This window comes from Streptomyces sp. NPDC055749, assembly GCF_053617235.1.
Map to the genome: position 1 here is coordinate 51,894 of NZ_JBSHFH010000027.1, position 21,168 is coordinate 73,061.

A 21,168-nucleotide genomic window follows, 5' to 3' on the forward strand; every position below is an offset into this window, starting at 1 on the left:
ATGGTTCCCATCTCAACCGGTTCCGGGCGGGAACTCAGCTTCTGTGCACGCCTGTTCGGCTTTCCAGTGGTTCGGCAAGCGCTTGTCGGCCGGACGAACCGGGCGTAACCGCCCTACGTACGTGCGATTTTGATCGAACGTGAGCAGGGCGGCGGATGGGTCTAGTACCGCACACAGAACTTGCGTTCCGGCAGCCAGCGCCCGAGCCAGTCGCCCAGCGGAACGGTGATGCACCACTTCCGGGAGTTCGGATCCGGGGCGGGTGCGGTCGGAGTGGGCTTGTCCGGCTTCGGGGTGGGCCAGGCCGGCGCCGTGGGGCTAGGTGTGGGCGTCGGCGTCGCGGTCGCGTTCTCGCTCAGCATCGACCGGTACGTCCTGGAGGACTCGGGGTTGTCCGCGCACTGCCACACGCCGTGCGGACAGTAGTCCGTGATCGTCTGGTACACCGGGTCGTGCTCGTCGATCCATTCGAGCATGCGGCGCATGTACTCGGGATTGTCGCCGTTGCGGAACAGCCCCCACTCCGGATAGGAGATGGGCTTGTTGTGCTCGGCCGCGAAGTCGACGTGCTTCTGAAGACCGTACGGGCCGCTCACCTGCTCGTCGAAGGTCTGCCCCGGCGGCTGGTCGTAGGAGTCCATTCCGATGATGTCGACCACGTCGTCACCGGGATAGCACTGGGTCCACGGAATCGCGTCCGTCCCTCTGCTGGGGGCGAAATCGAAACGGAACTTCTGGCCGGGGACGGCACGCATCTCGGTGACGATGCGTTTCCAGTACGCCTTCCACGACTCGGGGTCCGGGCCGCAGCGATGCGTATACGTGACGCCGTTCATCTCCCAGCCGAGCACGATCACCGTGTCCGGAATTCCCAGCCGCACCAGCCGCTCCGCCAGGCTGCGGAAATGGTGGTCGTAGTCACCGGCGGCGCCGGCCTTCAGCAGGGTCCGGACCTCGGCGTCGCGGACCCGCTCCTCGTTGCGCTCCAGCATCGGCACGTTGAGGACGAACATGCGGTCCTTGTCCGCGTTGCGCCAGTCCGCCCAGGACCGCAGGAAATCGGGCCTGCCCTCGATGTTCGACCAGAGATCGCCCGGCAGGTAGCTGTGCCCGGCCCGCAGCTCCGTGCCGCCGAGCCAGCGGGACAGCTCCCCCATTCTCCGTGTGCCCTCGGGGCCGTACCCCACATAGGCGCCGTGGGCGGTGGTGCCGCCCGGGCCCGGTCGTGCGGGCGGCACACCGTCGGTGGTGTCCGTGCCGGACGGGAACTGTCCGACGATTCCACCTGCGACGAGGAGACTGAGCGCAGCCGTCCCGACGCAGATGTTGATGAGACGGCGCTGTGCGGACACGGCTCCTCCTTCTTCCTGGTCTTTCATCCGACCAGTTCGACAATAAGGAGACATGTTCCGCATTGGGTGGTTCAGGCACCAGGAAGTGGGCCATTCGCGAGGTATCGCGATGCAATCCAGGCCGTTCGGGTGAAATATGAGGGCCCGTCGGGTCCTGTCAGGGGCGGTCGAAGGAGAAGGGCAGCGAGCGCACCCGGTTGTCGAAATTCGAGTCGACCAACTGCGGATCCCCGACCGTCCCCAGAACATCCATTCGGGTCAGCAATTCCCCGAACAGCGCCTTCATCTCCAGCCGCGCCAGATGCGCCCCGATGCAGTGATGGGGGCCGCCCCCGCCGTATCCGAGATGCGGATTGGGGCTGCGGGTGATGTCGAAGACATCGGGGTCGGTGAATACCGCCTCGTCCCGGTTGGCCGAGGCGTAGAACAGCACCACCTTTTCGCCGGGGAGGTACGTCCGTCCGCCCAGGGAGCACTCGGCCGTGACCGTCCTGCGGAACTGGATGATCGGCGTCGAGTGCCGGACGATCTCGTCGACCGCGCCGTCGATGTACCGGTCGAAGTCCGACTGGAGCAGCGCCCGCTGCTCCGGGTGGTGGGCCAGCAGGTACATGCCGTGGGCGATCGCGTTGCGCGTGGTCTCCACACCGGCCACCAGCAGCAGCGAGAAGAAGGAGCCGAGCTGGCGCGAGGTCAGCGCCTCTCCGTTCACATCCGCGCGGACCAGCGCCGAGATGAGGTCGTCCGTAGGATTTCGCCGCCGCTCGCGGGCCAGCCCCGCCATCACCAGCTGCATACGGGCGAGGGACCGCAGGCCGCGTCCGGGCACCCGCAGCCGGGCCAGCCCCTGCCGCCGCACCCCGACGTACTCCGAGGCGTGATCGATCTGTTGGGAGATCGCGGGCCGGTGGTGCTCAGGGATACCCATGAGGTCGCAGATGACTTCGAGCGGCAGACGGGAGGGCGCCGACGGCATGAAGTCGGCCGGACGCTCCGCGATCACCTCGTCCACCAGACGGCGCGCGAGATCACGGATGTTCTCCTCGGCAGCCGCCAGCACGCGCGGAGTGAAGGCGCGCGAGACGATCCGCCGCAGGGCCGCGTGCTCCTCGCCGTCCATGTTGACCATGGAGTTACCGAAGACCGCCTTCGCCCAGGCCGCGGGCTCCGGTGTCGTGACGCCCGGGGCGCTCGCGAAGTGCTGCGGCTGCCTGCTGGCCGCCTTCACGTCGGCGTGCTTCACCAGCGCGTAGAACGCCTCGCCCGACCGCGCGCGCGAGCCCGTACGCGCGGTGAACCGGACCGGTGCGTCCAGCTCCCGCAGCAGGGCGAACGCCTGCAGCCGAGTGGGGCGCGGCAACGTCCAGAACGAGGGATCGGCGAGATCCACATCCTCCGGCCGCAGCCCGCGGTCCCTGTTTCCCTGCCTCGGAACACTCATTGCACAACCTCCACATTCCAGGACGGCCATGCTGGCGCGATCCAGGGCAAAGGGTGTGATCGGCGCGCCGCTCGTACGAGAACTGTTCCGCCGCTGTCTCGTTGTCAACATCGGATATGTCAACACCTCGGAAGAGTGGACGAAAGGCAGGTGTGCAGACCATGGGCCAGACCACGGACGCGAGAGGCGCGAGGTCGAGGCCGCGCAGGACGACCCGCCGGATCGTGCTGCGTACCGCCTTCACCGCCGCGGTGACCGCGGGCACGGCCGCGGCGCTCGCCCCCGTCCTCACCGGAGGCCCCGAACCCGTACCCCCGTCGGCGAAGGCGGGCGGCACGGAACCGGAGCGCTTCGCCGAGATGTACCGCGGCCGGGACATCCGGGGCACGGCGACGGTCATGGTGCCGGCGGGCGGCCCCGGCGGTGCGGTACGGGCCGGGGGCGCCGGAGCCGAACCGCACCTCGAAGTGCACGTGGACGGGCGGCCGTTGCACATCATGAGGCGCGCCGACGGCAGTTACGTGAGCGATGCCAACCACTACGAGTCGTTCCCGACGCTGCTGGCCACGGCTCGCGCCGCGGTCGACGAGCTCGGAGCCGCACGGCTGTCCGCGGTCCGGCCGCGGCACAGCGCCTGAAACGGGAGGACCAGCACGGGTGTACAACCGTAAGAACCAGCGGAATCTCACGCGCACCGAGAAGCGGCGTCTTGTCGGAGCGATCCTGGAACTCAAGCGATCGGGGCGGTACGACGAATTCGTCGTCCTGCACCGGGAGTTCTACGTCACCGACGGCGAGGACCGGCCGCGTCCGGCCCATATGACGCCGTCCTTCTTCCCGTGGCACCGCAAGTACCTCCTGGAGTTCGAGGCGGCTCTGCAGGAGGTCGATCCCGGAGTGTCCGTCCCGTACTGGGACTGGACGGCGGACAGCACACCGAGTTCCTCGCTCTGGGCCGAGGACCTGCTCGGCGGCAACGGCAGGGCCGGTGACCGTCAGGTCATGACGGGGCCCTTCGCCTACGAGGGAGGGAACTGGACCATCGACGACGGTGTCACCGAAAGTCCCTTCCTCACACGGAACTTCGGCCGTCCATCGGCTCCCGTCAAGCTGCCGCGCAAGGAGGACGTGGCGAGGGCGCTGAAGGACCCGGTGTACGACGCCGAACCGTGGAACAGCGTCAGCACCACCGGCTTCCGCAACAGGATCGAGGGCTGGGGCATCCGGGGTTCGCGCGCAGTGAGCAACCACAACCAGGTGCACCGCTGGGTCGGCGGTCTCATGGCGGGCGCCGCCTCGCCCAACGACCCCGTCTTCTGGCTGCACCACGCCTTCATGGACCTGCTCTGGACGCGCTGGCAGAAGGCCCACCCCCGGTCCGGGTACCGGCCGGGCAGGAAGAGCGGTGAGTCCGGCCGCGACCGCTCCCGGGTCTTCGGCCTCGACGAGCCCATGCCGCCCTGGGACGTTGCGCCCTCGAAGCTCCTCGACCACTCCCGCATGTACCGCTACGTCTGAGCCGGCCGGCGCCCGCCCGGCGCACGGAAAAGCGGCTGGGCCTCCCCTCCGGAGCAGGAGGAGGCCCAGCCGCTTCTCGCGGTGCTGGGATCAGCGGCCGTGGCCGTAGTCACCGTTGCCGTGGTCGGCCGGGCCCTGGCCGTAGCCGTAGTCGCCCGGGCCCTCCTCGTGGCCGCCGGAGGCGTTCACGCAGGTGTTGCCGAAGGTCGGGTTCAGCAGCGCGATGACGTTCACGGTGTTGCCGCAGACGTTGACCGGGACGTGCACGGGGACCTGGACGGCGTTGCCCGAAAGGACGCCGGGGGAGTGGGCGGCGACGCCGTTGGCCCCGGCGTCGGCGGCAGCCACACCGGCGCCGCCGGCGATGAGGGCGCCCGTGCCCGCCATGACAGCGGCTGCCTTCGAGATACGCGACATCAGTACTCCTTGTGAGCTGTGAGGTGTGAGGTGTGACAGGGGAAGTGGGACCCCGTACGACCTGACAACGCAAAAATCGACAGACGGTAACGGATTGGCACAAAAGTCGTAACCCGGGTGCGTCATTACCGTCCGATGACCGGCAGTGCGGTCAGCCGGTCGCGCCAGTCACGCGCGGCGGGGAACCGGGTCTTCACGGTCTCCGCCGCCAGGTCCCGCGCACTGAGCTGCGACACCCGCAGCCGCAGCAGCGGATCGAGCCCGGAACGGGCCAGCAGCAGCCGCTGGTTGACGACGGGGACCGGCTCCCAGTGGTTCTTGTACTGCTCGGATCCGCGCAGCAGGCTCAGCACACCGCGCCCGGTGTCGGCGGCCTGCTGGGCCACCTCGCGCAGCAGCATCGTCGCCACGTCCACCTTCCGCTCCCTGAGCGAGGGATGGGCCCCGTACAGATAGCCGCCGGTGAGGTGGCCCGACTGGAGCGACATGTTCACCGCCACCACCTCGCCGTCCAGCAGGAACTCGGTGACGGCGGCGTCGCCGTCACGGACCATCCGCCGGGCGGCACGCACCAGATGCGCCGAGAAACGCGGCCTCAGATGCTCGGGGTTGACCCCCCGGCCCGTCCACTGGAGTTCGTGCAGCCGCAGCAGCCGGCCCACCGCGCCGGGTACGTCCGGAGCGGGCACCGGACGGGACTCGACCGGCAGCGCGTCGATCTTGCGCAGCTTGGCCCGCACCCGCTGCGCCCGCGAGCCGGGCAACCGCTGGAGCAGCTCGCCGATCGGCTCGGCGGGCAGCTCCATGCAGGTCGAGTCGTCGAGCCGGGTGCGCGCCCCGGTCCACTTCTCGTACAGGAGCTGGGCCGAGGCGTCGGGCCGCACCTCCCGCAGGTCGATCACCGCGTGCCGGGCGGCCCGGTCGAGCCCGCGCTCCAGGGCCACGAGCGCGTCCTTGTGCTCCTCCTCGTCGACGAGGACGTCGAAGAAGTCGGAGATCGCGCCGCCGATGGGCACGAGCAGCGGCATCGGACGGTGTACGAGCATCAGCGGTGCCGCGCCGATCAGCCGGCCGCCACGACGGGCCAGCACGACGCGGAGCCGGCCGGTGTTCCCGTACGACAGCCACCACGAGTGGAGCCACGCGTGGCTCTGGAACGGAGTGGCGGTGCGGCAGCGACGGTGCAGCGCGTCCCAGTCGTCGCCGAGCCCGGCGAACTCGTCGAGGTCGCGGCAGAGCGTGACGGTCAGGCCGTCCCTGTGCCCGGCGCTCATCACACGAGCTCCCGCTCGTCGGCGCCGGCCGGTTCGGAGGCTGCCTGAGCCGGGGCCTGGGCCGGGGCCGGGACATGGGCCTCCGGGTTCCTCCTCGACGGGCGCGGGCGGACGAGCAGGACGAGCCCGCCGAGCAGTCCGCCCGCACTCGCGCCCACGGCCGCCCCCAGCGGAGCCGACGGCGAGACCGGCTCGTCCGGCGGTACGGCGTGACTGAACTTGATGAGCTTCACCCCGGTGTCCTTCGCCACGTGTCCGCTGCTGACGATGACGGCCTCGACGACGGCGTTGGCGATCTCCGCGGCCCGGCGCGGCGAGCCGGACGTACCGGTGACCGCGATCATCGGGGAGTCGGGCGAGGTCTCCGACTGAACCTGGGTACGGAGTTCCTTCACCGACTCCCCGGCGGCGCCGTGCGCATAGGTGAGAGTGGTGTCGCTGGTGGCGAGCCGGCCGTAGGACTGGGCGTACCCCAGGGCGGCGGCGGAGTCGGTGCCCTTGTCGGTGACGGCCATGGCGTAACCGGTGGCCGTGTACTGCGGGGTGGCGAGCAGTCCGTACGAGAGACCGCACGCCGCGCCGAGCAGGACACAGGCGGGCAGCGGCCACCAACTGGGCAGCTGGGGAAGGGAACGCAGCCGGCTGAACCGTCCGGGGACGGCAGGCCGCTGCTCGGGCGACTCGGTCATGAGAGTGCTCTCTGTCGGAGGATGGTGGCGGGGGAATGCTGGGGGAGCGGGGCGGCGAAGATCTTCAACGCCCGTTCAGGGCACGCTCGTAGACGTCCATGAGATGTCCGCTGCTCCGTCGGATGTCGTAATGGCCGACGGCCGGGGGCGGTGGCAGCCTCTGCGGACCCGCCCGCATCCGCTGCCGCAGGGCCTCCGTCAGCTCCTCGGTGCCGCCCGTGAAGCGGGTGGCGCCCGCGGACTGGTCGGTGGGCAGATCCTCGATCGCGGGGCACGCGGCATGCAGCACGGGCAGCCCGGCGGCCAGCGCCTCGACGACGGCAAGGCCGAAGGACTCCTCGCGGGAGGCCGAGACGAAGACGTCCATGGCACCGAGCAGCGCCGGCACCCCGGGCCCTGGGCCGGACCGCCCCTCGTCGCACTCGCCGAGCAGATGGATCCGGCCGGCCGCCCCGAGCCCCTCGGCGAGCGCGCTCAGCCGGCCGAGCTCCGGCCCGTCCCCGGCCAGCAGGAGCCGGGCGCCCGGCAGTGCCGCGACGGCCCGGACCAGGACGTCGAAGCGTTTACCGGGGACGAGGCGGCCCACACCCCCCACCACGAAGGCGTCGTCGGGGATTCCCAACAACGTACGAGTGGCGCGCCGTTGACCGTCGTCGAACCGGAAATGATCCGCATCGATCCCGTTGGGTACGAGGTGGATCCGTGCCGCGGGCACGCCCCACTCCCGCAGCCGTCCCGCGACGGTGGAGGAGACGGCGACCGTGGCCGAGCCGAGCCGTTCCGTCCTCAGATAGAGCGCGCGTGTGGACCGGGTGAGGGGGCGTCCTTCGATCTCGGCCCGGCCGAGCGAGTGCTCGGTGGCGATCGTGGCGCGGACCCCGGCCAGCCGGGCGGCGATCCGCCCGTACACGCAGGCCCGGTACAGATGGGTGTGGACGAGGTCGTACTTCCCCTGCCGGACGAGCCGGGTCAGCCTCGGCAGCGCCGCGAGGTCACGGTTGCCCCTCATCCCCAGATCCGTGACGCGTACGCCGTCGGCGCGCAGCCCTTGCGCCACCGCGCCGGGGTTGGTGAGCGTGACGACGTCGCACGAGACCGGCAAGTGGCGCAGCAACAGGCGCAGTTGCTGCTCGGCCCCGCCGATCCCGAGCCCCGTGATGATGTGCAGGGCCCTCATCGGCGCTCACCGGAGGCGACGGCCGCCGCCTTCGGCAGCGGGCCGGGCGCGGTGCCCGCCCCGTACCGCAGCCGGTGGCGCAGGTCCTTGGCCCGCAGCCGCACCGCACGGTCCGCGTGGCTGATGTGGGTACGGGGCAGGGTGAGCGGGCCGAGCAGCGGACCGGGGGTGATGGCGCAGCCGTAGCCGTATCCCGCCTCGCGCACCGACTCGGCCACCCGCTCGTCGACCGACCCGTACGGGTAGCAGAAGCCTTCGGGGGTGACGCCCGTGATGTCGTGCAGCAACTCCCGGCTGTCATGCGTCTCCCGGTGCAGCTCGGCATCGGTGAGCGAGGTCAGATCCCGGTGGAACAGACCGTGCGAGCCGATCTCCATCCCCGCGTCGGCGGCGGCCCGGATGCCCTCGGCGGTGAGCAGCGGCTTGAGGGGGCCCGGCCGGTCCCACTCGTTGGAGCCGCCGAGCCGGCCGGGCAGGACGAACACGGTCGCCGAGCAGCCGTACCGGCGCAGCACCGGAAGTGCCTCGCGGACGAAGTCGGTGTAGCCGTCGTCGAAGGTCAGCCCGACCAGACCCCGCCGGCCTTCGGCGTGCGCGCGCAGCAGCGTGGCGACGTCCACGCCGGTGTAGTGCCGGCGCCGCAGCCAGGCCAGCTGCCGGTCGAGCCGCTCGGGGGAGACGGTGATGCCGTAGGGGTCGCTCGTCCGCTCGCACACCGAGTGGTACGTCAGAATCCACGGCTGGGGGCACGCGGGCGGCCGGAGCCTGGAGGAGCGCGAGTCGGCGGGAGCCGACGGGTCAGCGGCCATGAAGCAACCTCCGTCTGATGAGGGTCAGCAGATGAACGACTTCCGGAGCTCGGAGCACGAGCCCGGCCAGGAGGAACAGGACCGGCACGAGGACACAGCCGCCGGCCACGCTCAGGAGGGGATCGGACACCAGGGGCGCGGCCAGCCACCCCGCGGTCCCGGCCACCGCGGCGGCGGAGGCCAGCCGGACCAGGGAGAGGGTCACCGACCGGACCCGGACGGTGACCACGCGGGTGCCAAGACCCATGAGCAGCAGCATCGCCGCGGTGCTGATCCCGATGGCGTTGGCCGCCGCGATGCCGTCGACACCGAACCGGTGGGTCATCGCGAATCCGGCGCCGGTGGTGACCAGCAGCCCGGTGGCCATCGCGAAGACCGGGAACCAGGTGGGCCGCCCCGCGGCGAAGTACGGCCGGCTCAGCGCCCCCACGAGCGAGTGGCCGAGGAGCCCGAGTCCGTACACCCGCATGGCGTCGGCCGTCGCCCGGGTGTCCGAGGCGTCGAACGCCCCGCGCTGGAAGAGGACTTCGACGATCTGGGGCGCGTACCCAAGCACCATCGCGGTCCCGGCGAGCACGACCATGCCGGCCAGCGCGAGGTCGCGTTCGACCCGGTCCCTGGCCTTTTCCCGGTCGCCGTTCGCCATGGCCTGGGCGATGACTGGGAAGGTCACCGTGCAGATCATCAGCGAGAGCACCATCGGCATCTGCGCGACCTTCTGCGCGTAGTTCAGATGCGAGATGGCACCCGCCGGCAGCGAGGACGCGAGGAACCGCTCGACCAGGACCTGCGCCTGACGGCTCACCACGAAGATCACGACCGGCGCGAGGACGGTGGCACCCAGCAGCGGCGGAGCCGTCCGGGCGAAGCGCCGCCCGGACCGGCGCAGCCGTCGAACCGCCCGGGGCATCCGGGACGGCATCAGCCGGACGAAGGCGGGGAGCTGGGTCAGGATCATCAGGACGCTGCCGACGGCCACACCGGCCGCCGCCGCGCGCACGCCCCAGAGGGAGTGCAGGGCGAAGGTCATACCGATGATGCCGACGTTGTACGCCACATAGACACCGGCGGGCGGCAGGAAACTGCGGTGCGCGCGCAGGGCCGCGCTGAGATAGCCCGTGATGCCGAAGGTGAGCACCGTGACGGCCGTTATCCGTGTGCAGTCCACGGCGAGCCGGGGATCGCTCAGGCCGGGCGCCAGGACTCCCACCACCCACGGGGCGCCCAGCGCCAGCAGCGCCGCGACACAGGCCAGCAGTGCGAACAGCCGGGGCAGGGTCGCCGAGATCAGCTCGCGGACGGGGTCGTCCGTGCCGTCCGTTCCCTGGCCCTTCCGCTGCCCGGCGCCCGCCGCCCTGCGGGCCAGCGCATGGCTGAACGCCGGGACGAGCAGCAGCGCCATCCCGTCCTCGATCAGCAGCGTGGCCGCCATCTCGGGCACGGTCCAGGCGATCAGGAACGCGTCGCTCGCATCGCTCGCGCCGAAGAGATGGGCGATGGCCTGATCGCGTACGAGCCCCAGAACCGCCCCGGCCACTGTCAGTCCGGCGGTGACGGCCGCGGCCCGGGCGAGGAAGCGTCCGAGCCCGGGTGTCTCCCCGCCCCTGGTGGGCGCGGGCACCTGCCCGGGCGGGGCCGGAGGGCCGAGTGCGGGTTCCGGGAGCGCCTCGACGGGCGGTCCCGATCCGATACCGGTGTTGTTCACGCGGCCCGCGCCCTCTCCGGCCCGGACAGCGCCCACCAGGCGGCCAGGCCGAGCACGATCCCCGTGAGTACGGTCGAGGGGCCGCCGATGTCCGCGTACAGGAAGTTGGTGGACTGCCAGATCATCAGCCCGAGCGCGACGAGACCGCAGTCCACGGCCGTCTCCCTGCGCCCCCGGCCGACGACCAGCCTGCGCACTCCGCCGACGAGCAGCGCGAGCCAGCTGCCGACGAGCGCGGTGAGTCCGATCAGGCCCTGCTCGCTGAGGACGAGCAGATACATGTTGTGCGGCGAGAGCAGGGGCTGCTTACGGAAGGCCTGGCCCGCGCCCGCGGTGTCGCTGCCCGCGGAGAGCGCGATCGAGGCATGCCCGTCGCGGTGGGCGGGGAAGCCCTTGAGCCCGACGCCCGCCGCGGGCTCCTCGCGCCACATGCTCGCCGCCGCGGCCCACATGGTGTACCGGTCGGTGACCGACTGGTCGGGGGTGCCGGTCACCTCGGTGATGCTGGTGAGCCGTTGGGAGACCATCTCGGAGCCGATGCCGAATCCGCCGACGAGCACCACGCCGGTGGCGCAGAGGACCGCGAGGGCGCGCACGGCCCGGCGCGCACCGGTCAGCGAGATGAGGGCGAGCCCAGCGATCGCCGTGGCGATCCACGAGCCACGGCTGAAGGACAGCACGAGGGCGACGAGCAGCACGGCGCTCGCCCCGAGAGCGCAGGGACGCAGCCACCGGGGAGCGCCGCCGGGCGCGCGCAGAACATAGGCGGCGGTCGCGAGAAGACCGAAGGAGACGACCGTGGCCATCCCCATGATGTCGCCCGGGCCGAACGTGCCCACGGCCCGGATGTCCTCGCCCATGTACGAGGCGCCCGTGCCGGTGGCGTACTGGTGAATACCCGTCACGCCCTGCACGAGCGCGAGGAACACGACGGCGCCGACGACGATCCGGAAGCCCTGGGCGTCCCTGATCAGGAGGCACACGGCGGCCGGGACGAGCACGAAGACCTGGAGGTAGCGGACGAATCCCGGCAGTGCGGCCGTGGGGTCGGCCGCGGTGACCGTCGCCACGGCGAATCCGAGGGCGGGCAGGCCGAGGACCAGAGCAGCGGCCGGTGTCAGCGGGCGCTCGCGGAGATACAGCAGGCGGGCCAGGCAGACCAGTACCGCGAGCCCCGATACGAGGTCGGCCGGGCGCATGACCTGGGTGTCGCCGGTGCCCGGGTCCGTGACCGGAAGGGCGAGCAGCAGCACGGTCGTGATCAGCGGCAGCAGCGGCCAGTGCCGCGTCCACCGTCTCGCCCGGGGGACATCCGCGCTCGCGTGGACCCGCGGATGCGGAATGGTGGCGGCGGCGGGTTCGGCGGTCCGGGTGGGGGCCACGGTCAGCTGCCTCCCGGCCGGAACAGGGAACCGGCCGTGCGGGCCAGGACGCAGACGTCCTGCCAGAGCGACCAGGTCTCGATGTAGCGGTTGTCGAAGCGGGCCCTGTCCTCGATGGACGTGTCTCCGCGCAGCCCGTGCACCTGGGCGAGCCCCGTGATGCCGACGGGCATGCGGTGGCGGGCCCCGTAGCCGGCGTGCAGACGGCTGAACTGGTCCACGAAGTACGGGCGTTCGGGGCGCGGTCCGACCAGGCTCATGTCTCCGCGCAGTACGTTCCACAGCTGTGGAAGCTCGTCGAGCGAGGTGCGGCGCAGCAGTCGGCCGACGCGGCTCATGTTCCGGTCGGCGGAGACGTTCCACCGGGTGGCGGACTCATGTGCGTCGGCGGGCCTGATCGTGCGGAACTTCAGCAGGACGAAGGGCTTTTCGTGCCGTCCGATACGTTCCTGACGGAACATCACACCCGGTCCGTCGGAGATCCGTACGGCCAGGGCGCAGACCGCCAGCAGCGGCGCCGCCGCGAGGAGGGCGATCGCTGCCAGCAGGGCGTCCATGGCCCGCTTGGCGGCGTACGAGAGGGGCCTGCCGCCTCCGTTGTGCAGGGCGTGGGCGGCGAATCCCCACAGGTGGTCGGGGCGTGCGGCGGACCGGTGCGGGGTGAAGGCGCCGGCCGCCGGGCCGTTGATCAGCCACATCCGGCAGCCGTGCTGGGCCAGGAGCGCGAAGAGCGCCTCGCCGTCGCGGGTGGCTCCGGGGGCGATGGTGAAGACGGCGTCGCGCACGCTGTTCTGGATGACCGCGCGCCCGACGTCCTCCAGGGTGACCAGGACGGGCAGGGGAGCGGCCCCGGCGGGGGGCGCCGCGGGGGCGTCGGCCGCCGGGGCGGTATCGACCCGGCCGACCGGCCGCAGCCCGTACTCGGGGTGCCCGTGCAGAGCGGCCGTGACCTCGTGGGCGATCGGCCCGTGCCCCAGGACCAGGGCCGACCGGGGATTGCGGGCCGCCGCGCGGAGCCGCGACCGGTGGGCCACGGTGCGGGCGGCGCAGCACAGCAGGGTCTGGGTGAGCACCGCGAGGCCCAGAGCCGACCAGCTGATCGCGTGCCGCGGGTCGTACGCGGTGAGGATCTCCGTGACCACGAACCACTGGACCAGGCCGAGACCGAGCAGCGCGGGCAGTTCGGCCAGGGAGGACGCGGAGAGCCCCGGCCGGTACAGCCCCCGGTGGGCGTGCAGCACGAGTTGCAGTGCCACCTGGACCGCGAGCACGGCCGGTGGCCAGGGGGTCGCGGGCAGCACGGCAAGGGTGAGCCCCAGGGCCAGCCCGTCGGCGGCGAACAGGCGCCATGCGGGCCCGTATCCGCCGAACCGGCGTCCGGTGCGCCGGGCAGGCCGGTGCCCGGAGCCCCGCCGTGGGGGATGGATCGTGGAGGCCGTGGGGGGTTCGGCCGTTGCCTGGGCAGCGCGGGGTGCGGGGGCTCTCTCCGTAGTCATCGCTCGGTGCGCTCTCTCGTCGTGGGCCGGGACAAGCCGACAAGTTCCTGGTAGATGCGGTGGACGGCTCCTGCGGTTTTCCGGACGTCGAAGACGGATCGCGTGTGGGTCCGGGCGGTACGGCCCAGCTCGTCCCTCAGCGCCGGATCGGTCAGGAGGGTGGTGAGCGCGGCTGCGAGGGCCGCCGGGTTCTCGGGGGGTACGAGGCAGTGGGCCTCGTGGCCGGGGGGCAGGCTCTCCCTGGCTCCGTTCACGTCGGACATCACGACCGGCCTGCCGCAGGCCATGGCTTCGAGCGGGGCCAGCGCCATTCCTTCCCAGCGGGAGGGGAGCACGAGGACGTCCGCGGCGTGGATCCAGGGGCGGACGTCCTGACTCGCGCCCGTGAACACGACATCGGCGGGGGCCGTGGCGCGCAGTTGCCGCTCGTTCGGTCCGTCGCCGACCAGAACCAGCCGGGCGCCCTTGACGCGCAGCCGCTGCCAGGCGCGCAGCAGCACGTCCTGGCCCTTCTGTCTGCTGAGCCTGCCGACGCACACGACCAACGGAGCCTCGTTGTCGATGCCGCCGGGCAGGGGGAGCGCGGCACGGGCCGCGGCACGCTCGACCGGGCCGCCGGGGCGGAAGTGCCCGAGATCGATGCCGTTGTGGATCACCGACCACCGGGCGGCGATGCCCGCATCCTGGCCCGTACGGCGCTCGGACTCGCTGACGCACAGGATGTGGTCGCTCCACCGGGCCCCGAACCGCTCCCAGGTGACGGCTAGTTGTGCGGTCCGGCCTTCGACGGCCTCGAAGGACCAGGCGTGCGGCTGGAACACCGTGGGGATACGGCCCCGGACAGCGAGCCGGCCCGCGAGGCCCGCCTTCGCGCTGTGCGCGTGGACGATCTGGGGACCGCACCGCCGGACGAGCCTGCGTGCGGTGGCTACCTCCGAGGCCAGCCCGGGGCCGGGGTCACGCACGGCGGGCCAGGCGAGGACTTCGGCACCGGCCGCCGCGGCCCCCGCCGCCAGCGGTCCCTGGGGCGGACAGGCCACCACGGGCCGCAGTCCCGCGTCTGCCTGCGCCCTGACGAGGTCTGTGACGACGCGCGCGACACCACCCTCCACCGGCTGGACCAGATGGAGGACCGTCAATTGTCTTTCTTCAGAAAAGCTCTTTTGCCGCACGCATGGCTCTCTTCTTACGTGCCCCCCCGAAGGACGGGCCCCGAACAGGCGCCGACGGCAGGGATATATAGGACCGATCAAGTGGGTAAAGCAGAAGTGCACTTTGACAGACAGTTGACCAGAAAACACGCCAGACTCGCTCATGGGGCCAAGTGGAGCACGCCCGTTTGGCAGGCTGTTCTGACCCTCTGTCAGGAGGGTTTTCGGGCCCTGTGAACACGGCTGACAGGGCATTACATATATTCGATCACATGCGCGACGAACAGGAATTCCCCCTCTTCTTCCATTCGAATGGCTCTGGACTATGCGAAAACACATAACCGGCCCGCACCTGAATCGGTGCGGGCCGGAAATATGTGCGGCGAACGGGAGAGCTAAGACGTGACCGATTCGCTACGAGTGTTCGAAGAGGAGTCCTGTTCCGCGTCCGGAGCGGACCGCCCGCCGCCCCGCATCAGCACCAGGGTGAGCAGCGCACCGGCGAGAGCGATCGCCGCGGCTCCCGTGAAGGCCGAGGAGAAGCCCTCGGTGAGGGCCGGCAGGTCGCCGAGGCTGCCCGCGCCCCGGGAGGTGACCAGTGCGGTGAGTGCGGCGAGTCCGAGAGCCGAACCCACCTGGTACGTCGTGTTGACGATGCCTGATGCCAGGCCGGCCTGTTCCTGCGGGGCGCCGGACATGGCGGCCATCATGGCCGGAATGTAGGCGAGGGACATCCCGAGGGCGGCGACCAGCGAGGCGGGCAGGACGTCGATCAGGAAGGTGCCGGTCGGCTCGACGGCCGACAGCCACAGCAGGCCCGCGGCGAGTACGAGGAGTCCGCCCGCGATCAGCGGCTTGGCGCCGAAGCGGCCGAGCAGCCGCGCCGTGATCGCCGTCATGAAGATCATGAGGAGGACGGTCATGGGGAGCAGTGCCGCTCCACTGGCGAACGCCCCGTATCCGAGCACCTGCTGAAGGTAGAGGTTGAGGAAGTACCACATCGGGATCCACGCGGCACCGAGCAGCGCCATGGCCACGTTGGCCGCGCCGAGGCCGGGAGTCCGCCAGATGCTCAGGGGCATGAGCGGGTTGCGGGCCGAGCGCTGGATCACCAGGAAGAGTGCCAGCAGCACTGCGGCGCCCAGGAGCTGGAGCACGGTCCCCGTGCTGCCCCAGCCGGTTTCGGGGGCGCGCACCAGGGCGAAGACGGCGAGAGCGAGTCCCGCGGTGACGGCGATCGCGCCGAGGACGTCGACTCCGCCGTGCCTGCCTGCTACGGCGGGCAGGAGGCCGGTGGCGAGGAGGGTGGCGATGCCGATGGGGACGTAGATGATGAACACCCAGGGCCAGCTGGCCCATTCGGTGAAGACGCCACCGAGGAATACACCGGCCGTACCGCCGGCGGGGGCCGCGGCCCCGTAGAACGCGAGGGCCTTGCCGAGCTCCTTCGGGCTGTGGCCGAAGAGCATCATCAGCAGGGTCATCGATGCGGGCGCGATGAGGGCGCCGCCGACGCCCTGGACGGCGCGGCCGACGATCTCGGTGCTGGCGTCGCCCGCTGCCGCGGCGACGACCGATCCGGCGATGAGGATCAGCCAGCCTCCCGCGAACACCTTGCGGGCGCCGAGCAGGTCGGAGAGCCGTCCGCCGAGGAGCAGCAGACCGCCGAAGGCGATGACGTACGCGTTGAACACCCACTGCAGATCGCCCTGGGAGAAGCCCAGGTCGCGCTGCATCTCGGGGAGGGCCACCCCGATGATCGAGGTGTCCATGATGACCATGAACTGTGCGGTGGCCAGCACGGCGAGTGCCCACCAGCGCCGGGGGTCGACGGTTGACATGTCCCTACTCCCTCTGTCGGTTGTATACCCCAGGGGGGTATGGGTGACTGCTGGGACATGTATACCCCCACCCGGTATATCTGGCAAGTGATCGAAGGATGCGCCGGGCATGGACTTCCCGGCCGGTTCCATGGATTCTTCGGCGCACGCGGACACCGGAACCGGGCGACCCCCTAGGCTGACGGGCCGTCATGAGGTGTTCGACGTCTGCCGTTCTTGCCCCATACGGCACCTCGTGGCCCGGGCGACGCCCGGACGCCCCTTCAGCCCGCTGCCCTTGGAACCGCCACAGAAGGCTCAGCCCCCGACTCCGAAGAGGTCCTCACCCGCATGCCTGAACTCAACCGCCGCCGCTTCCTGCAGATAGCCGGCGCCACCGCGGGCCTCACGGCCCTGCAGGACAGCATCGCCCGCGCCGCCTCGATCCCCGCCCGGCGCGTGGCCGGGACTCTGGAGGACGTCGAGCACATCGTCGTGCTGATGCAGGAGAACCGGTCCTTCGACCACTACTTCGGCTCGATGAAGGGGGTACGCGGATTCGGTGACCCGCGTCCCACGAACCTCCCGAGCGGGAAACCGGTGTGGCATCAGCCGGACGGCAACAAGGTGGTCCTGCCCTACCACCCGGACGCCGACGACCTCGGGATGCAGTTCATCGCCGGACTCAACCACGACTGGGCCGGCGGCCACCGTGCCTTCAACAACGGCAAGTACGACCAGTGGATACCCGCCAAGTCCGCGGGCGCCATGGCGTATCTCACCCGCGAGGACATCCCGTTCCACTACGCGCTCGCCGACGCGTTCACCGTCTGCGACGCGTACCACTGCTCCTTCATCGGAGCCACGGACCCCAACCGCTACTACATGCTGACGGGCCACACGGGCAACGACGGCAGGAGCGGCGGCCCGGTTCTCGGCAACGAGGAGGCCGGGTACGGCTGGACGACGTACCCCGAGCGCCTGGAGCAGGCCGGGATCTCCTGGAAGGTGTACCAGGACATCGGCAACGGTCTGGACGCGGCCGGATCCTGGGGCTGGATCAACGACGCCTACCGCGGCAACTACGGCGACAACTCGCTGCTGTACTTCAACCAGTACCGCAACGCCCAGCCCGGCAACCCGCTGTTCGACAAGGCCCGCACCGGCACGGACGTATCGAAGGGCGACGGCCTCTTCGACGGCCTGCGGGCCGACGTCGGCGCCGGGACCCTGCCGCAGATCTCCTGGATCGCCGCCCCGGAAGCCTTCAGCGAGCACCCGAACTGGCCCGCCAACTACGGCGCCTGGTACATCTCCCAGGTCCTGGACGCACTGACCTCCAACCCCGAGGTGTGGAGCAGGACCGCACTCTTCATCACCTACGACGAGAACGACGGCTACTTCGACCACCTCATCCCGCCGTACCCGCCGTCCTCCGCCGCCCAGGGCCTCTCCACCGTGAGCACCTCGCTCGACGTCTTCGGCGGCAACGCCGGTTACGCCGCCGGTGTCTACGGCCTCGGACAGCGCGTCCCGATGATCGCCGTCTCGCCCTGGAGCACGGGCGGTTACGTGAATTCGCAGGTCTTCGACCACACGTCGATCATCCGGTTCATGGAGCGACGCTTCGGGGTGAGCGAACCGAACATCTCGCCGTGGCGGCGCGCCGTCTGCGGCGACCTCACCTCGGTCTTCGACTTCGGCCTCCAGGACACGACCCCCGCCTCGCTGCCCGGCACCGACGGCTACCGCCCGCCGGACGGCAACCGGCACCCCAGCTACGTACCCAAGCCGCCCGCCGTCGGAGCCCTGCCCGTCCAGGAACCGGGCTCACGCCCCGCGAGGCCGCTGCCGTACACCCTGGTGACAGACGGTGCGGCGACCCCCGCGACGGGCCGGTTCACACTGTCCTTCGGTGCCGGAGCGCAGGCCGGGGCCTGCTTCCACGTCACGTCCCCGAACCGCACCGACGGACCGTGGACCTACACCGCGGAGGGCGGCAAGACACTCTCCGACACCTGGAACACGAGCTACTCGAAGGGCGTGTACGACCTCTGGGTGTACGGCCCCAACGGCTTCCTGCGCACCTTCCGCGGACCCGGCACGACCGCGGGCCCCGAAGTGACCGCCCGCCACGACAACGTCGCCGGCACGGTGGTGCTCACGATGAAGAACCCGGGCACCACGGACGTCAACCTCACCCTGAGCAACGCCTACGGCGGCGCCTCGCAGACCTTCAAGGTCGCCAAGGGTGCGACGGTGACGCACACGGTCGACCTGCGGGCGAGCGCGCGCTGGTACGACCTGACCGTCGTCTCCGACCAGAACACCACCTTCCGGCGACGGTTCGCCGGACACGTCGAGACGGGCGCCCCGGGCGTCAGCGACCCGGCGATCATCACCGGCTGACCGACGTTCCTGCCCGGGGGAAGGCCCCCGGGCAGGAACGCCTTCCGCCTCAGCCGCGGACCTCGAAGCGGTACAGCGAATAGCCGTACGTCGTCTGCCGGTCGATGCCCTGCATCCGCACATGGCGGGCGGTGACGGGCTCGGGAAGCTCCACCGTGTCGACGCCCGCCGTGGTCCTGCCGCGCCGCTCGGCGACGGTGCGCCACCGCGTACCGTCGTCCGAGACCTGGAGGTCGTAGTCGCGGCCCGCCGCCGCCTCCCAGTCGAGGACGATACGGCGCACCGGCTGCGGCGCACCGAGGTCGACGGCGATCCACTCGCTGTCGGTGTACGCCGAGGCCCACCGCGTGCCCGCGTCCCCGTCGGTCGCGTTCGCCGCGATGAGCGTCGCGGTCTCCTGCGACGAAGCGGTGGTCGCCCGCCCGCGCGCCAGATCGGGAATGTCGAACACCTGCACCGACCAGAGCGTCCAGCGGACCCTGCCCGTCTCGCGCCCGCGCACCCGGACGAAGCGTGCCCTGGTGGCCTCGAAGGACAGCTCGTCCCAGCCGGGCCGGTCCCGGTCCCGGCGGCTCGCCGCCGTACGCCAGGTGCCGCCGTCGTCCGAGACCTCGATGTCGTACGAACGCCCGTACTCGGGGCCCCAGTCGAGCCGCACCCGCTGGACGTCACGCACCTGCCCCAGGTCGACCCGCAGCCAGGGCCCGCCCTGCTCCGCCCCGCTGGTCCAGCGGGTGACCGGGCTGCCGTCGGTGGCGTACCCGGCGTGCGCCCCCGACGAAGCGGTCGCGGCGGCCTTGAAGGACAGCTGCTCGGGTTCGGCGAGCGTCGGGGTGACGGTGGTCAGACCGGGACCGAGCGCACCACGCCGCAGCTGAGCGGCGAAGGCGGTGTACGGCAGGCCCGCAGCGGCCCCGCTCCACATCTTCTGGCCGAGGATGCCGAAGGTCTTCTCCACCAGGCCGTGGGCGTCCTGCTGGGTGTACGTGGCGTGCACCAGGTCGTTCCAGACGGCCGACATGGCCCCGCGCAGCTGCGGGTGACCGGGCGTCAGGCTCTCCTGGCCCGGGAAGACGTGCGGAGCCCAAGTGTCATAGAGATAGCGGCCGTCGAGACCGAGCGGGTGGTAATAGGTGGCGAACGGAACGATATAGAGGAGGGAGTCATTGGTGTTGACGATCTCGTAGCCGTCGGCCGTCGCCGCCTTCGGCCCGTACCAGCCGTTGTTCCAGCTGTGGATGGTGACGTCCCGGTCGTAGGTGCTCGAGTCCGAGGTCATCTCGGTGAGGCTGCCCCACGCCCGCGGGTGCTTGCCCAGGGACCGCAGATGGGCGGCCATCCCGTTGAAGTACGCGCGGTAGTGCGACTCGGGACCGGTGTACTCGTCGGCGCCGTAATGCACTTCGGGGCTGCGGAACCATGGAGTGAACTCGTCGAAGACCTCCTTCATGAAGGTCATCGTGTCCGGGTTGCCCAGGTCGAGATGGTCACTGTTCGCACCGCCCAGGCCGATGTCGGGGCGCAGACGCACGAAGGAGCGGGCGTGGGCCGGGGCGTCGATCTCCGGGGTGAGCTGTACGGCGTGCAGGGCCGCGGTCTCCTCGAACGAGTCCCAGTCGGCACGGGAGTAGGAGCCGTCGGGCGCGGCGAGACCCTCGAAAGCGGGGTTGTCGCTGCGCAGTCTGAAGGCGTCGTACGCCTTGCTCCAGTCGCCGCCGGGCGGGTGTATCTCGTTGTCGTTCAGGTGGAGTTGGAGGTCGTTGAGCTTGAACCAGCCCATCACCCGGAGGTAGTCGCGGATGAAGCCGGGAGTGAAGAAGCGCCGGCCGACGTCCAGCATGAAACCGCGCAGCGCGTAGTCGGGCCAGTCCTGCGCGGTTCCGGCCGGGACGGTGCGGCGCTGCTCGTCACGGAGCAGGATCTGGAGCAGTGACCGTGTCCCGTAGTACACACCGCTGTACGCGGGCGCGGTGATGGTCACGCCGTCCTCGCCGGCCTCGAACGCGTACCCCTCCTGCCGGTACCGCTCGCCACCCCTGTCGTGCCGGGCGCCGGGATCGAGCCGCAGTACGACGTCCCCGTCCCCGGCGCTTACGGAGACCCGGGCCGCCGCCGGCCGGACGCCGGTGACGTCGGCGAGGTCCTGCGTCAACTGTCGGGCGAGCGGCAGCAGTTGCTGGGCATCGTTCGGAGCGACCACGACCCGTGAGGACTCGGTGAGCCGGAATGCGCCGGTGCCTCCGGACCACTCCTGCAGAGCGGGAGCGACGACCGGCCGCGGGTTGACGTCCTGCGCGGCGGCGTCCCGGTCCGGGCCGGCGTCGGCGGCGTACGCGGAGAGAGCTGTGGGGCCGAGGGGGAGCGCGGTGGCGGCCAGCGCCGTGACGACGCTCCGCCGGGAGGGGCGCGGAAAAGGTGAGCTCTTGCTCATGCGTGGTCCTCCTGGGGACGCCATGAGGTGGGAGTCGTTCCTGTCAGCAGTGGACTACACCACTCAACGCACCGATGAGGCAAGAGGACCGACAGAC

At 70.9% G+C, this 21,168-nt stretch carries 16 protein-coding genes; 3 read left to right on the forward strand and 13 right to left on the reverse strand.

Features of this window, described 5'->3' with window-relative positions; all coding sequences use genetic code 11:
* Positions 1–161: 161 nt before the first annotated feature.
* Positions 162–1,352 carry a glycoside hydrolase family 26 protein gene (locus ACWGO0_RS21095; RefSeq protein WP_453536942.1) on the reverse strand — a complete coding sequence of 397 codons (1,191 nt, stop codon included), beginning with the start codon at positions 1,350–1,352 and terminating at the stop codon, positions 162–164.
* A 157-nt stretch (positions 1,353–1,509) separates the two neighbouring features.
* Positions 1,510–2,793: a cytochrome P450 gene (locus ACWGO0_RS21100; RefSeq protein ID WP_453536945.1), complete on the reverse strand. Its 1,284-nt coding sequence runs from the start codon at positions 2,791–2,793 to the stop codon at positions 1,510–1,512.
* A 161-nt stretch (positions 2,794–2,954) separates the two neighbouring features.
* Between ACWGO0_RS21100 and ACWGO0_RS21105 the strand changes: the two genes are divergently transcribed.
* The gene (locus ACWGO0_RS21105) at positions 2,955–3,431 is read left to right on the forward strand and encodes a tyrosinase family oxidase copper chaperone (RefSeq protein WP_453536948.1); all 477 of its coding nucleotides are present in this window, start codon (positions 2,955–2,957) and stop codon (positions 3,429–3,431) included.
* A gap of 19 nt (positions 3,432–3,450) precedes the next feature.
* Positions 3,451–4,311: a tyrosinase family protein gene (locus tag ACWGO0_RS21110; RefSeq protein ID WP_453536951.1), complete on the forward strand. Its 861-nt coding sequence runs from the start codon at positions 3,451–3,453 to the stop codon at positions 4,309–4,311.
* Positions 4,312–4,401: 90 nt separating this feature from the next.
* Here the strand turns inward: ACWGO0_RS21110 and ACWGO0_RS21115 are convergent, their stop codons facing one another.
* From ACWGO0_RS21115 to ACWGO0_RS21160, 10 genes are all read right to left on the reverse strand, one after another.
* On the reverse strand, positions 4,402–4,728 hold the full coding sequence (locus tag ACWGO0_RS21115) for a chaplin (RefSeq protein WP_453536954.1): 327 nt from the start codon (positions 4,726–4,728) through the stop codon (positions 4,402–4,404).
* Positions 4,729–4,853: 125 nt separating this feature from the next.
* Complete coding sequence (locus ACWGO0_RS21120) at positions 4,854–6,002, reverse strand: GNAT family N-acetyltransferase (RefSeq protein ID WP_453536957.1); 1,149 nt, start codon at positions 6,000–6,002, stop codon at positions 4,854–4,856.
* Positions 6,002–6,691: a YveK family protein gene (locus ACWGO0_RS21125; RefSeq protein ID WP_453536960.1), complete on the reverse strand. Its 690-nt coding sequence runs from the start codon at positions 6,689–6,691 to the stop codon at positions 6,002–6,004. The genes ACWGO0_RS21120 and ACWGO0_RS21125 overlap by 1 nt, the downstream gene beginning before the upstream one ends.
* Positions 6,692–6,755: 64 nt before the next feature.
* Positions 6,756–7,868, reverse strand: a complete 1,113-nt coding sequence (locus ACWGO0_RS21130) for a glycosyltransferase (protein WP_453536963.1) — start codon at positions 7,866–7,868, stop codon at positions 6,756–6,758.
* A complete protein-coding gene (locus ACWGO0_RS21135; RefSeq protein ID WP_453536966.1) occupies positions 7,865–8,677 on the reverse strand; it encodes a polysaccharide deacetylase family protein in 813 nt (270 codons plus the stop codon). Before ACWGO0_RS21135 ends, ACWGO0_RS21130 begins: the two co-directional genes overlap by 4 nt.
* Complete coding sequence (murJ, locus tag ACWGO0_RS21140; protein WP_453536969.1) at positions 8,667–10,382, reverse strand: murein biosynthesis integral membrane protein MurJ; 1,716 nt, start codon at positions 10,380–10,382, stop codon at positions 8,667–8,669. The genes ACWGO0_RS21135 and murJ overlap by 11 nt, the downstream gene beginning before the upstream one ends.
* Positions 10,379–11,764, reverse strand: coding sequence for an O-antigen ligase family protein (locus ACWGO0_RS21145; RefSeq protein WP_453536972.1), 1,386 nt, complete (start codon positions 11,762–11,764; stop codon positions 10,379–10,381). Before ACWGO0_RS21145 ends, murJ begins: the two co-directional genes overlap by 4 nt.
* Before the next feature lie 2 nt (positions 11,765–11,766).
* A complete protein-coding gene (locus tag ACWGO0_RS21150; protein ID WP_453536974.1) occupies positions 11,767–13,260 on the reverse strand; it encodes an exopolysaccharide biosynthesis polyprenyl glycosylphosphotransferase in 1,494 nt (497 codons plus the stop codon).
* A complete protein-coding gene (locus ACWGO0_RS21155; protein WP_453537046.1) occupies positions 13,257–14,372 on the reverse strand; it encodes a glycosyltransferase in 1,116 nt (371 codons plus the stop codon). Before ACWGO0_RS21155 ends, ACWGO0_RS21150 begins: the two co-directional genes overlap by 4 nt.
* A 434-nt stretch (positions 14,373–14,806) precedes the next feature.
* The gene (locus ACWGO0_RS21160) at positions 14,807–16,252 is read right to left on the reverse strand and encodes an MFS transporter (protein WP_453536977.1); all 1,446 of its coding nucleotides are present in this window, start codon (positions 16,250–16,252) and stop codon (positions 14,807–14,809) included.
* A 330-nt stretch (positions 16,253–16,582) separates the two neighbouring features.
* On the opposite strand from ACWGO0_RS21160, the gene ACWGO0_RS21165 reads away from it, so the two are divergent.
* Entirely contained in the window at positions 16,583–18,640 is a 2,058-nt protein-coding gene (locus ACWGO0_RS21165) for a phosphocholine-specific phospholipase C (RefSeq protein ID WP_453536980.1), read from the forward strand.
* Between the two features lie 49 nt (positions 18,641–18,689).
* Here the strand turns inward: ACWGO0_RS21165 and ACWGO0_RS21170 are convergent, their stop codons facing one another.
* Positions 18,690–21,071 carry a discoidin domain-containing protein gene (locus tag ACWGO0_RS21170; protein WP_453536983.1) on the reverse strand — a complete coding sequence of 794 codons (2,382 nt, stop codon included), beginning with the start codon at positions 21,069–21,071 and terminating at the stop codon, positions 18,690–18,692.
* Positions 21,072–21,168 lie beyond the last annotated feature (97 nt).